The organism is Kitasatospora sp. NPDC047058 (assembly GCF_040643935.1).
Lineage (GTDB): Bacteria > Actinomycetota > Actinomycetes > Streptomycetales > Streptomycetaceae > Kitasatospora.
In genome coordinates this window covers 1-12,394 of the sequence record NZ_JBEYVJ010000212.1, presented here as the reverse complement: position 1 = coordinate 12,394, position 12,394 = coordinate 1, and the positions used below count along the sequence as shown (strand labels likewise).

Annotated in this window: 9 protein-coding genes and 1 pseudogene; 6 read left to right on the top strand and 4 right to left on the bottom strand. The window is 75.0% G+C overall.

What is annotated here, in order from left to right; translation table 11 throughout:
- Positions 1–476 (top strand): annotated as a pseudogene (locus tag ABZ885_RS26140) (ComF family protein); the annotation flags it as partial.
- 78 nt (positions 477–554) lie between these two features.
- Here the strand turns inward: ABZ885_RS26140 and ABZ885_RS26135 are convergent.
- From ABZ885_RS26135 to mtrA, 3 genes are read right to left on the bottom strand one after another with little or no spacing between them, the layout of a single operon-like run.
- The gene (locus ABZ885_RS26135; protein WP_360193274.1) at positions 555–2,456 is read right to left on the bottom strand and encodes an LpqB family beta-propeller domain-containing protein; all 1,902 of its coding nucleotides are present in this window, start codon (positions 2,454–2,456) and stop codon (positions 555–557) included.
- Positions 2,431–4,581 (bottom strand): MtrAB system histidine kinase MtrB, encoded by a 2,151-nt coding sequence (mtrB, locus tag ABZ885_RS26130; protein ID WP_360193280.1) that lies wholly within the window; start codon positions 4,579–4,581, stop codon positions 2,431–2,433. Before mtrB ends, ABZ885_RS26135 begins: the two co-directional genes overlap by 26 nt.
- A gap of 4 nt (positions 4,582–4,585) precedes the next feature.
- A complete protein-coding gene (mtrA, locus tag ABZ885_RS26125) occupies positions 4,586–5,263 on the bottom strand; it encodes an MtrAB system response regulator MtrA (protein ID WP_030061806.1) in 678 nt (225 codons plus the stop codon).
- A 287-nt stretch (positions 5,264–5,550) separates the two neighbouring features.
- Between mtrA and ABZ885_RS26120 the strand changes: the two genes are divergently transcribed.
- The 5 genes from ABZ885_RS26120 to ABZ885_RS26100 all read left to right on the top strand — a co-directional run bounded on the left by ABZ885_RS26120 (position 5,551) and on the right by ABZ885_RS26100 (position 11,086).
- Positions 5,551–6,726 (top strand): hypothetical protein, encoded by a 1,176-nt coding sequence (locus ABZ885_RS26120; RefSeq protein ID WP_360193271.1) that lies wholly within the window; start codon positions 5,551–5,553, stop codon positions 6,724–6,726.
- 5 nt (positions 6,727–6,731) lie between these two features.
- A complete protein-coding gene (locus tag ABZ885_RS26115; RefSeq protein WP_360193268.1) occupies positions 6,732–7,403 on the top strand; it encodes a DUF4129 domain-containing protein in 672 nt (223 codons plus the stop codon).
- Entirely contained in the window at positions 7,400–8,644 is a 1,245-nt protein-coding gene (locus ABZ885_RS26110; protein ID WP_360193265.1) for a DUF4350 domain-containing protein, read from the top strand. Before ABZ885_RS26115 ends, ABZ885_RS26110 begins: the two co-directional genes overlap by 4 nt.
- Positions 8,645–8,670: 26 nt before the next feature.
- Positions 8,671–9,660: a MoxR family ATPase gene (locus tag ABZ885_RS26105; protein WP_360193277.1), complete on the top strand. Its 990-nt coding sequence runs from the start codon at positions 8,671–8,673 to the stop codon at positions 9,658–9,660.
- A gap of 115 nt (positions 9,661–9,775) precedes the next feature.
- A complete protein-coding gene (locus tag ABZ885_RS26100; protein WP_360193263.1) occupies positions 9,776–11,086 on the top strand; it encodes a DUF58 domain-containing protein in 1,311 nt (436 codons plus the stop codon).
- A 45-nt stretch (positions 11,087–11,131) separates the two neighbouring features.
- Here ABZ885_RS26100 and ABZ885_RS26095 read toward each other — a convergent pair whose 3' ends face one another.
- Entirely contained in the window at positions 11,132–12,094 is a 963-nt protein-coding gene (locus tag ABZ885_RS26095) for an EamA family transporter (protein WP_360193260.1), read from the bottom strand.
- Positions 12,095–12,394: the final 300 nt, after the last annotated feature.

Sequence of the window (12,394 nt, the reverse complement as noted above, 5' to 3'; positions counted from 1 at the left end):
CGCGCGCCGGGCTGTCCCCCCTGCTGCTGGTCCCGATGCCCTCCGCCCGCTCCGCCGTCCGCGCCCGCGGTCACGACCCGACGCTCCGGCTGGCCGGTGCCGCCGCCCGGTCGCTGCGCCGGGCCGGGCTGGACGTGCGGGCCGCGCCGTTGCTGCGGCACACCCGGCCGGTCGCCGACCAGGCCGGTCTCACCGCCGCCGAGCGCCGGCGCAACCTGCACGGCGCGCTGACCGTGCTGCCGCGCGCGGACTGCCGGCTGACCGGACGTCAGCCGGTCCTGGTGGACGACCTGGTGACCACCGGTGCGAGCCTCGCCGAGGCCGCCCGGGCCCTGACCAGCGCCGGCCTCCCGCCGAAGGCGGCCGCGACGGTCGCGGCCGCCGTGCCGCACCGCCCGGCCGCCGGAGCACCGGCTGCCGGAGCACCGGCTGCCGGAGCACCGGGCGCCGGAGCACCGGGCGCCGGCCGGACCTGAGCCGCACCGCGCCGGCCGGCGCGGCCGGAGGCCCCGGCCGTAAGCCCCGGCCGTGAGCCCCGGCCGTGAGCCCCGGTATCAGCCCGGATAGAAGAAGGCGGCGGCGTGCAGGTTCGGGTTGACCTCCCGCCACTGGCTGTTCACCAGCCGGTAGATCTTGCCGTCGGCGGCCTGCCGCGCCAGCACCGGCGGCACCTGCGCCTGTGCCTGCATCGCGGTCTCCCCGCTGAACTCCGAGGCCGTGGCCGAGGACATCCCCTCGCCGCCCTGCAGCGGGGCGTCGCTGCTCTGCGAGCCGTCCGTGCTGATGTAGTGCAGCTGCTGCAGGCGCCCGTTCTCCTTGCCCAGCACCAGCAGCTGGTCGGACTCCGCCCAGGAGACCGAGGCGACGTCGGTGAGCACCGGCGCGACCTGGCGCAGCCCGGCGATCTGCGCGCCGGGCGAGTCCTTGGTCCCGCCGTGCAGCACCAGGCCGAGCCAGAGCGACCGCCCCCCGGTGGCGTCCTTCAGCACCAGGGCGATCCGGACGCCGTCCGAGGAGATCTTGAGGTCCTGCACGCTCCTGCCCTCCAATCCCTCGACCGGGACCGGGTAGGCCTTGTTGCCGCGCACCATCAGCACCCGCCGGTTCAGCGGGTCGCGATCGACCACCCAGAGGTCGCCGCGGCCGTCCCAGCTGGGCGAGGCGAGCCCGTCCTCGGCCCGGTCGCCCGGCCGGGGCTGGGTGGTGAGCACCGGGTCGGGCATCGCCTGTCCGCTGTCCGCGAGCGCCACCGCGTACAGCTGGTGGCCGTTCCCGCCGATCGCCGCGGCGCGTTCGCCGTCCCGGGCGACCGCGATCGCGCCGAGCGGCTGCTTGCTCGGCTGCGGCCGGCCGAGCGGGCCGCGGACGGGGGCGCCGTTGGTGTCCCCCGCGGCCTCCATGAGGACGCCGTCCTCGGCACGCTGGAAGTACTGCTTGTCGGCGGCGACGCCGGCCAGCGCACCGGGGCCGGTGACGGCCGCCTCACCGCGGCTCAGCTGGCAGCCGGTGCCGCCCGGGCCCTTCAGCTCGATCCGCTCCACCTGCCCCTTGCCCTGGTCGGCGAGGGTGTAGAGGAGCTGGGTGGCCATCTGCCGGCAGGCGATCGCCGGGCCGAGGTCGACACCGCCCAGCACCACGTGTGCGGTGCGGCCCTCGTCGACGCTCACCCGGTCGACGACGGTGCCGTCCGGGAAGGCGGACCGGACCACCGGCGACAGCCAGTCGGACGGTCCGGCGACCACGGCCTTGGCGGCCGCGGTCAGCGGGTCTATTCGGCGCCGCAGGTAGACCGGGTCGGCGACCAGCACGTCGGCACCGGCCGACGCGGCCCCGGCCGCCGTGGTCCGCGCCGACGACGGGTCCTTGACCGCGTAGAAGAAGCGGTCCACCTGGCGGTAGCTGTTGCGGAAGTTGGTCTGGTTGATGATCAGACCGTCGGGCAGCTTGGCGATCCGCCACTCGCCGCCCTTCTCCCGGGCGAAGGTGAACGGCAGCTCGACGTCCGACTGCCCGTCCGCGTACGTGTACGCGTGCTTGTCGTCCACCCTGGCGACGACCTTGCCGGGCAGCCCCACGGAGACCGAGGTGTCGGCGTCCGTCACGGTCTGGTTGGTCCGCGGGTTGGTGAGGGAGGCGAGCACCTGGATGCCCGCCTCCGGGTTCCAGTGCGCGCCCGCGTCGTCGGTCAGGTACTTGCGTGCCGTCTCGTAGCTCTCGTCCGCGGTCAGCGCGTCCAGGAAGCCGATCAGCAGCTCGGTCGGCTTGGCGCCCTTGGCGGGCTCCAGCGGGAAGACCCTGACCTGGAGGTTCTTGTCCGCGGAGCCCTGCGACAGCTCCACCTTGCCGATGCCGCCGGAGTCCGGCATGGCCGCACAGCCGCTCGCCAGCAGGGCGCCCAGCACCGTACCGGCCACCGCGGCCAGCCGCGGCTCAGTCCTGCTGCTGGTCCTTCGCACGCTGCGACCCCTCCATGTCCGTCCCGCCCGTGCCGTGTCCGGCCTGCGCCGCGACCGCCAGGTCCGGCTCCGCCGTCCGCTGTGCCACCGACGGCCGCCCCGGCGTCGGGTCCACCATGACCTGGGCTCCGGTGGCACCGTACCCGGCGCCGGCGGTGCGCACGTCCGAGGGGTCGGCGCGCGGCCCCTCGGGCAGCCGGGGGGCGCCGAGGCCGGGGCCGAGGCTCAGGACGCCGCCCAGCCCGCTGCCGAAGCCGCTGCCGCCGCCGTCCGGGGTCTCCGGCACGGCCGGGTCCTCGGTGGCGGTCAGCGCGGTGGCCCCCGCCGGGCGGATCGCCCGCCGGTACGGGGTCCCGTAGGAGCCGAGGCCCCGGTTGTTGCGGGAGTCCTCCGGCTCCAGCCGGAACGGCGCCCGGCTGATCTCGCCGCCGCGGGTGCGCGGCAGCGTGAGCCGGAAGTGCGAGCCGCCGCCGGGCTCGCCCCAGGCCTGCAGCCAGCCGCCGTGCAGGTGGGCGTCCTCGACCGCGATGGAGAGGCCGAGCCCGGTACCGCCGGTGGTGCGCACCCGGGACGGGTCGGCCCGCCAGAAGCGGTGGAACACCCGGGACGCCTCGCCGGGCTTGAGCCCGATGCCGTAGTCGCGCACGCCGACCGCGACCGCGCCGTCGGCCGAGCCCAGCCGGACCACGACGTCGCGGCCCTCGCCGTGCTCCAGCGCGTTGACCACCAGGTTGCGCAGGATGCGCTCGATCCGGCGGGAGTCGACCTCGGCCAGCACCGGCTCGCCGTCGCCGCGGACCACGACCGCGCTGCCCTTGGCCTGGGCCAGCGGGTCGGCGGCCTCGATCACCCGGCCGACGATCTCGCGCAGGTCGACCGGCTCGGCGTCCAGGATCGCGGCGCCGGCGTCGAAGCGGCTGATCTCCAGCAGGTCCGCGAGCAGCGACTCGAAGCGGTCCAGCTGGCCCTGGAGCAGCTCGGCCGAGCGCGCCGCCATCGGGTCCAGGTCCTCGCGGCTGTCGTAGATCAGGTCCGCGGCCATCCGGACCGTGGTCAGCGGGGTGCGCAGCTCGTGCGAGACGTCCGAGACGAAGCGCCGCTGCACCCGGGAGAGCTCCTCCAGCTGGCGGATCTGCGCCTGGAGGGCGTTGGCCATGCGGTTGAAGGACTCCCCGAGGCGGGCGATGTCGTCCGTCCCGGTGACCTTCATCCGCTCCTCCAGGTGCCCGGCGGCGAGCCGCTCGGAGATCCCGGCGGCCATCCGGACCGGGGTCACCACCTGGCGCACCACCAGCCAGGCGATGCCGCCCATCATGATCACCACGAACACGCCGGCGGTGGCGAGCGTGCCGGTGACCAGGCCGAGCGTGTTGGTCTCCTGGCCGAAGGAGAAGACGTAGTACAGCTGGTACGAGGTCCCGGGGGCGGGCCCGGAGAACGACATGCCGATGGCGAGGCCGGGCTCGGTGCCGCCCCCGCCGTCCGGGGCCCGGTGGATCACCGTCGGCTGGTCGAAGATGCCCGCCTCGGAGGAGACCCTGGCCCGCAGGGTGTCCGGGATGCTGTTCGGCAGGATGTCGCTGGAGTAGCGCGGCCCGAGGCCGGTGTTCTGCGCCGAGACCGGCTGGCCGTCGGGCAGCATGGCGATCACCGAGTAGACGCTCTGCCCGCTGGCCGCGAGGTCGCCGACCTGCCGCAGCAGCCAGGCGCCGAGGTCGTCGGTGGCCGGGTCGGCGGTCGAACCGACCTTGAGCCGCAGGTCCTTCGCCTCGTCGATCTTCTTCAGCTCGGCCTGGAAGCCGGACCGGGCCTGGCTGCGCGCCGAGTCCTTCTTGGTGTCCAGCAGGCCGTTGCGGACCTGGGCCACCACCACCACGCCGAGCACCGCCACCACGACGACGGACAGCAGCAGGGTCGCCGCGACCACCCGCAGCTGGATCGAGCGGCGGTACAGCGCCACCAGCCGGTGCAGCGGGCGGCGCAGCTGACGGGTCACCGGTGCGAGCAGGGACGCGAGGCCGCGCCGGCGGCGGCTCCGGGTGGTCGAGCTCAGCACGTCTCCGCGCACGGCGGCGGCGCCCCCGTCGGTCGCGGAACCCGACGGGGTCTCGTCAGCCTGGTACATCACGTCAGCTGGGTCCGGCCTTGTAGCCGACGCCGCGGACGGTCACCACGATCTCGGGGCGCTCCGGGTCCTTCTCGATCTTGGAGCGGAGCCGCTGGACGTGCACGTTGACCAGTCGGGTGTCCGCGGCGTGGCGGTACCCCCAGACCTGCTCCAGCAGCACCTCGCGGGTGAACACCTGCCAGGGCTTGCGGGCCAGCGCGACCAGCAGGTCGAACTCCAGCGGGGTCAGCGGGATGCCCCGGCCGTCCCGCTTCACCGAGTGGCCGGCCACGTCGATCACCAGGTCGCCGATGGTCAGCTGCTCGGGCGTCGGCTCCTCGGCACGGCGCAGTCGCGCCCGCACCCGGGCCACCAGCTCCTTGGGCTTGAACGGCTTGGTGACGTAGTCGTCCGCACCCGACTCCAGCCCGACCACGACGTCGACGGTGTCCGTCTTCGCGGTCAGCATGACGATCGGGATGCCGGACTCCGCCCGGATCTGGCGGCAGACGTCGATGCCGTCCCGACCGGGCAGCATGAGGTCGAGCAGCACCAGGTCAGGCTTGGTCTCCCGGAACGCGGCTAGCGCCTTGTCCCCATCCGCGACGAAAAACGGCTCAAAACCCTCACCACGCAGCACGATGCCGAGCATCTCGGCCAGTGCGGAGTCGTCATCAACGACGAGGACGCGTCCCTTCATGCATCCATCTTCTCATTACCGGATTGTGACCTGCCGCACAGCAGTCCCTTTGCTCCAGAACGGCCAAGTCCCCGCCCGGTGAATTCCGGCCATACCGGACGAATGTCCTGGCGCGAACCGATCCGCGAGCCCCCGCAACGACCCACCGGGCGCCCGCCGGGCCCCCGTTGCCGTTCAGCAACCGGATACCCCTGGGGCCCGTCCGAGCACCATGGCACGATGGGCGCTGCGCGCGGATGAAGATCCACCCGGCGCCGCGAACCCTGACGCCCCTCCGAGGAGCAGTGATGACCGACACTCCGGGCTGGGCCTCGCCCAGCTCGTCCGAGCCGCCCCGCGACGAGGTCCGGCCCCCGGCCGACGCACCCGCCGCCGTGCCCGGACAGTCGGTACCACCCCACGGCGCACCCGCCGCGCCCCAGGGCTGGGGCGCCGGCCACGGCGGCCCCCAGTACGGCGGACCGCAGTACGGCCAGCCCGGCCCCTACGGCTGGGGCGCCCCGGTCAGCCCCAAGCCCGGCATCATCCCGCTGCGCCCGCTCGGCATCGGCGAGCTCCTCGACGGCGCGGTCTCGACCATCCGCACGCACTGGCGCACCACGCTCGGCCTCTCGCTGGGCCTCGCCGTCGTCGAACAGGGCGGGAGCCTCGCCGCCCAGCTCGCCATCAACGGCGACACCGGTCAGTTCACCCGGGTCGTCTCCGCCCTGGTCACCCTCCCCTTCGGCCTGCTGATCGGCGTCGTCGCCTCGGCCCTGCTCACCATGGTCGTCAGCCGGGCCATCCTCGGGAAGTCCGCCAGCGTCGGCGAGGCGTGGCGCGAGGCCCGGCCCCAGCTGCTGCGGATGCTCGGGCTCAGCCTGCTCACCGGCCTGATCGTGGGCGGCATCCTGCTGCTCGGCTTCACCCCGCTCATCGGCTACCTCGTGGCGGGTGCGAGCGAACCCGCCATCGCCGGCCTCCTGGTCGTCGTCGGTCTGCTCAGCCTTCCCGTCGCCGCCTGGGTCGGGATCCAGCTCAGCCTGGCCGCCCCCGCACTGATGCTGGAGAAGCAGGGCGTCATCGCCGCGCTCTCCCGCTCCCGCCGGCTGGTCCGCGGCGCCTGGTGGCGGCAGTTCGGCATCAGCCTGCTCGCCCTGGTGCTCAGCTTCGTGGTCGCGATGGTCATCGCCACCCCGTTCGCCGTCATCGGCATGGTCCTGGGCTTCGACAGCCTGATCGACCAGGCCGGCACGGCCGACCCCACCGTCCCGTCCACCATGCTCGTGATGAACGCGGTCGGCGCCGTCCTCGCCTCCACCCTCACCATCCCGTTCGGCGCCGCCATCACCGTCCTGCGCTACGTCGACCAGCGGATCCGCCGCGAGGCCCTGGACATCGAGCTGGCCCGCGCCGCCGGGCTGCCCGAGTACGGCGGCGCCGGCTGGGGCGACCAGGACGGCCCGAACCCGGCAAGGCTCTGAGCCGGATGCCGAACTGGGGGGAGAAGGTCCTGGCCGCGGGCGGTGCCCCGGTCACCGTTCCGCGCGACCCGGCCCGCGACGCCGTCCGCGACGAGCTGCTCAAGGCCGACTACCACCGGCACGACCCGAGCCTCCAGGAGCGGATCTACGACTGGTTCATGGACCGGATCGACGACGCCCTCGACGCCATCGCGGGCGACGGCACCACCGGAACCACCGCCCTGGTGCTCTTCCTGGTGGTCGCCGTGCTGTTCGGCGGCGCCCTCTGGTGGCGCCTCGGCGCACCCCGGCGGGCCGCCCGCACCACGCTCGACGTCTTCGGCTCCGCCGGACCGCGCAGCGCCGCCCAGTACCGGGCCGACGCCGAACGGCACGCCGCCGCCGGGCAGTGGACCGAGGCCGTCCGCGAACAGATGCGCGCGATCGTCCGGGCCCTGGAGGAGCGCGCCCTGCTCGACACCCGCCCCGGCCGCACCGCCGACGAGGCGGCCACCGAAGCCGGCCGCGTCCTGCCCGCCCACGCCGCCGGCCTCACCACCGCCGCCCGCACCTTCGACGACATCGCCTTCGGCGAGCGCACCGCCGACCAGGGCGCGTACCAGCTGCTGCGCGAGCTCGACCAGGCCCTCGAACGCGCCCGCCCGGCCCTCGCCGCGGCCCCGGGAGGAGCGGCATGACCACCACCGCCCCCGGACCGGCCGCGCCCCCCGTGCCGCCGGCCCCCGCCCCCGCCACCCCGCCGAAGGCCGCCCCGAGCAGCCTCGCACCCACCGGCCGGAGCCTGTGGCGCCGCTCGCGCTGGTTCCTGCTCACCGCCGCCCTGGTCGTGCTCGCCGCGATCGTGCTGGCCGCCTTCAACCAGGAACGCCGCTACCCGCCGCTCGACCCGCGCTCCTACGACCCCTCCGGCAGCCACGCGGTGATCGCCCTGCTCCAGCGCGAGGGCCTCAAGGTCGACATCACCACCACGCTCCCCGGCCGCGCGGGCGCCCACGACACCCTCGTCGTCCCGGAACCCGACCTGCTCGGCCCCGACCAGCTGCGCACCCTCGCCGCCGCCAAGCACACCCGGCTCGTCCTGATCTCCCCCGGCCCCGCCGCCCTCAGCGCGCTCGTGCCCGGCGTCCGTCCCTCCGACGAGGACGGCGGCCCGCCGTACGCCCGGGTCCGCAGCACCGAGGCCCAGTGCTCGCTCACCGAGGCCGTCCGGGCCGGCAGCGCCCACCTCGGCGGCCTGCTCTACACCACCGGCAGCCGCGGCGAGGGCTGCTACCAGCGCGGCCACGGCTACCCCCTGGTGGCCGTGCCGACCGGCAAGGACACCCAGGTCATCGTGCTCGGCAGCGGTGACTTCCTCCGCAACGAGCTGGTCCAGAAGGACGGCAACGCCTCGCTCGCCCTCGGCCTGCTCGGCTCGCAGTCCGACCTCACCTGGCTGCTGCCGGACTACTCCGCCCCGCTCCCCGCGGGCGTCGGCCACAAGCAGTTCACCGACTACATCCCGGCCGGCTGGCGCTGGGCCGCGTACCAGCTCGCCGTCGCCGTCCTGCTGGCCGCGTTCTGGCGCGGCCGCCGGCTCGGCCCGGTCGTCAGCGAGAACCTGCCCGTGGTGGTCCGCGCCGCCGAGACCACCGAGGGCCGGGCCCGCCTCTACCGCCGGGCCAAGGCCCGCGGCCGTGCCGCCGACGCCCTGCGCCGGGCCGCCGCCCACCGCCTCGCCCCGGCCCTGGGCGTCCCGCCCGTCGCCGGCGCACCCGACCCCACCGCTCTCTGCGCGGCGATCGCCGACCGCCTCCCCGAGCAGCCCGCCGGGGACGTACGGGCTCTCCTGTACGGCCCGCCCCCGACCGACGACGCCGCGCTGCTGCGGCTCGCCGACGACCTCGACGCCCTCGAAAGGCAGGTACGGAAGCCGTGACCGAACAGGCCACCGCCCAGCTCCGCATCACCCCCGGCCCGGACACCGCCGCCACCCCCGCCGGCCCGACCGACCCCCGGCAGGCGCTGACCGCCCTGCGCGCCGAGATCGCCAAGGCCGTGGTCGGCCAGGACGCAGCCGTCACCGGCCTCGTCGTCGCCCTGCTCTGCGGCGGCCACGTGCTCCTGGAGGGCGTCCCCGGCGTGGCGAAGACCCTGCTGATCCGCACCCTCTCCACCGCGCTCAGCCTGGACACCAAGCGCATCCAGTTCACGCCCGACCTGATGCCCGGCGACGTCACCGGCTCGCTGGTCTACGACGCCCGCACCGCCGAGTTCTCCTTCCAGCCCGGCCCGGTCTTCACCAACCTGCTGCTCGCCGACGAGATCAACCGCACCCCGCCGAAGACCCAGGCCGCCCTGCTGGAGGCCATGGAGGAGCACCAGGTCACCGTCGACGGCGAGCCGCGCGCCCTGCCCGTCCCGTTCCTGGTCGCCGCGACGCAGAACCCGGTCGAGTACGAGGGCACCTACCCGCTGCCCGAGGCCCAGCTCGACCGCTTCCTGCTCAAGCTGATCCTGCCGCTGCCCGACCGCGACCAGGAGTACCAGGTCCTCGCCCGGCACGCCGCCGGCTTCGACCCGCGCGACCTCGCCGCCGCCGGCGTCCGCCCGGTCGCCGGCCCCGAGCACGTCGCCGCCGCCCGCGAGCAGATCGCCAAGCTCACCGTCTCTCCCGAGGTGCTCGCCTACATCGTCGACCTCTGCCGGGCCACCCGGCAGTCCCCGTCGCTCTCCATCGGCGTCTCCCCGCGTGGCGCCACCGCCCTGCTCGCCGCCTCCCGCGCCTGGGCCTGGCTGGCCGGCCGCGACTACGTCACGCCCGACGACGTCAAGGCGCTCGCCCTGCCCACCCTGCGGCACCGGGTCGCGCTGCGCGCCGAGGCGGAGATGGAGGGCGTCACCGCGGACTCGGTGATCCAGGCCGTCCTGGCCCAGACGCCCGCCCCCCGCTGACCGTCGGTCCCCCGGCCCCGACCGCAGCGACCACCGCAACCGCAGCGACCCCGCAACCGCACCGACCGCCAACCGCTTCGACGGCTTCGACCGCTTCGACGAAGGAGCGCACCGCATGGCCCTCACCGGGCGAACCGCCCTGCTCGCCGCACTCGGCGCGCTCGTCGTGGGCCTGCTCCTGCCCTCCTGGACCGGCATCGCCGCCGTCACCGGCACGGTCCTGCTCGCCGTCGCCGTCGACCTGGTGCTCGCCGCCCCGGTCCGCAGCCTGCGGATCACCCGCGGCGGCGACACCACCGTCCGCCTCGGCGAACCCGCCTCCGTCGAACTGACCGTCACCAACCCCGCCGGCCGGCCGCTCCGGGCCCGCATCCGCGACGCCTGGGCCCCGTCCGCCTGGCAGCCCGGCACCGGCACCGCCGCCTCCCGGCACACCCTGCTCGTCCCCGGCCGGGAGCGACGCCGCGTCACCACCGCGCTCGCCCCGGCCCGCCGCGGCGACCACCACGCCCACAAGGTGACGGTCCGTTCGCTCGGTCCGCTCGGCCTGGCCGGCCGCCAGGGCTCGCACCTCGTCCCCTGGACCGTCCGCGCCCTGCCGCCGTTCAACAGCCGCAAGCACCTGCCCTCCCGGCTCGCCCGGCTGCGCGAACTCGACGGCCGAACCTCCGTGCTGACCCGCGGCCAGGGCACCGAGTTCGACTCCCTCCGCGAATACCTGCCCGGCGACGACATCCGCTCCATCGACTGGCGCGCCAGCGCCCGCCGGCACACCGTCGCCGTCCGCACCTGGCGCCCCGAGCGCGACCGCCACATCCTGGTCGTCCTCGACACCGGCCGCACCTCCGCCGGCCGGGTCGGCGACGCCCCCCGGCTGGACGCCTCGCTCGACGCCGCGCTGCTGCTCACCGCGCTCGCCACCAAGGCCGGCGACCGGGTCGACCTGCTCGCCCACGACCTGCGCAAGCGCGCCTCGGTGGCCGGCCGTTCCCCCAACGAGATCCTGCCGGCCTTCACCACCGCGATGGCCGTCCTGGAGCCCGCGCTCTACGAGACCGACATGCGCTCGCTGGTCGCCACCGCGCTGAAGATGGCACCGCACCGCTCGCTGATCGTCCTGCTCACCGGGCTCGACGCCGCGCCCGTCGAGGACGGCCTGCTGCCGCTGCTGCCGCTCCTCACCAAGCGGCACGAGGTGGTGCTCGCCTCGGTCTCCGACCCCCACCTGGACGAGCTGGCCGCCGGCCGCGGCACCGTCGAGGCCGTGTACGGCGCGGCCGCCGCCGAACAGACCCGCGCCGACCGCCGGCTGACCGCCGACCGCCTCACCCGCGCGGGCGTCACCGTCCTCGACGCCCCGCCGAACGCCGTCGCGCCGGCCCTCGCCGACACCTACCTCGCCCTCAAGGCCGCCGGCCGCCTCTGAACCTGACGGGCCGGCTGCCTTCTCACCCTCGGCCGGCCCCCGGCGTCACCGGCGCCCGCCGCCGACCGGAGCGGTCAGCAGGGCCAGGCCCAGGGCGAGCACGGCCAGCCCGCCCCAGGAGACGGCCGGCAGCCGCTCGCCGACCACGGTCACGCCCAGGACCGCCGCGACGGCCGGCTCGGCCAGGGTCAGCGTCGTCGCGACCGACACCGCGGTGTGCCGCAGGCCGCGCCCGAACAACCGGTACGCCAGGAACACGGTGCACAGCGCCAGGTACAGCGCCACCGCCGCCCCGTGCGTGGTCGCCAGCCAGTGCGGGCCGGTGAACAGCACGAGCGGCAGGACGAGCAGCGCGGCCACGCCGAACAGCACCCCCATCACCGCGTCCGAGGAGTGCCCTCCGCGCCCGATGAGCCTGCCGCCGATCAGCGAGTACGCCGCGTAGGACAGCCCGGCACCCGCCGCCAGCGCGGCACCCGTCAGGTCCACGGACCCGGCACCACCCGCGAGTTCGGGCCCGAGCACGAGCAGGGTGCAGCCCAGGACGGCGGCCGCGGTGGCGGCGGTCCACCGCGTGGTCGGCCGCCCCTCCCCGGCGAGCCAGGAGAGCAGTCCGGCGAAGACCGGCGCACTGCCCAGTGCGATCACCGTGGCCACCGCCACCCCGGTGCGGGCCACCGCCGGATAGAAGGTCACCGGGTACCCCGCCACCGCCACGGCCCCCAGGCCGAGCAGCCGGCGCTCGGACGGCGTGCAGGCACCGGGCAGCGAGCGCGCGCCCCGGGAGGTCAGGAACAGCAGCAGGCCGCCGACGGCCAGCCCGGCACAGCCGATGGCCGCGGCCGGCGCGCCGGCCGGCGCGAGCGAGCCGGCGGTCCCGGTCGTCCCCCACAGCACGGCAGCGATGAGGATCGGGACGGGGCCGCTCAGGAGGCCGGCCCGGTCCGACTGTCGGACAACGGTGGCGGGGCGGATAGAAGAAGCGTCAGAAGTGGTGCGGTTCAACACAGTCGTGGTCTTCCGTCGTCGAATGCGTCGCCGAATGGCGTCAGGAACCAGATTCGAAACGGGCGCACGACAGGAACACCGGCCGCCCTGGGGGCCGGCCGGGACTGCGGATCAAACCGTCAGCGTCTGCGCCCGTCAGGCGCAGAGCGGTGGCAGCACGACGTGCCAGTAGGTGTTCACCCGGAAAGCGTACCTGAGGCACAACGCAAAGAACCCCTGATCCGTGAGGGATCAGGGGTTCTTTGTGAATGATTGTTCGGCGGCGTCCTACTCTCCCACAGGGTCCCCCCTGCAGTACCA

Bases quoted from the DNA above. Each gene is read 5' to 3' on its own strand.
- mtrA (WP_030061806.1), bottom strand. From the start codon at position 5,263: ATGAAGGGACGCGTCCTCGTCGTTGATGACGACTCCGCACTGGCCGAG.
- mtrB (WP_360193280.1), bottom strand. From the start codon at position 4,581: ATGTACCAGGCTGACGAGACCCCGTCGGGTTCCGCGACCGACGGGGGC.
- ABZ885_RS26115 (WP_360193268.1), top strand. From the start codon at position 6,732: ATGCCGAACTGGGGGGAGAAGGTCCTGGCCGCGGGCGGTGCCCCGGTC.
- ABZ885_RS26110 (WP_360193265.1), top strand. From the start codon at position 7,400: ATGACCACCACCGCCCCCGGACCGGCCGCGCCCCCCGTGCCGCCGGCC.
- ABZ885_RS26100 (WP_360193263.1), top strand. From the start codon at position 9,776: ATGGCCCTCACCGGGCGAACCGCCCTGCTCGCCGCACTCGGCGCGCTC.
- ABZ885_RS26120 (WP_360193271.1), top strand. From the start codon at position 5,551: ATGACCGACACTCCGGGCTGGGCCTCGCCCAGCTCGTCCGAGCCGCCC.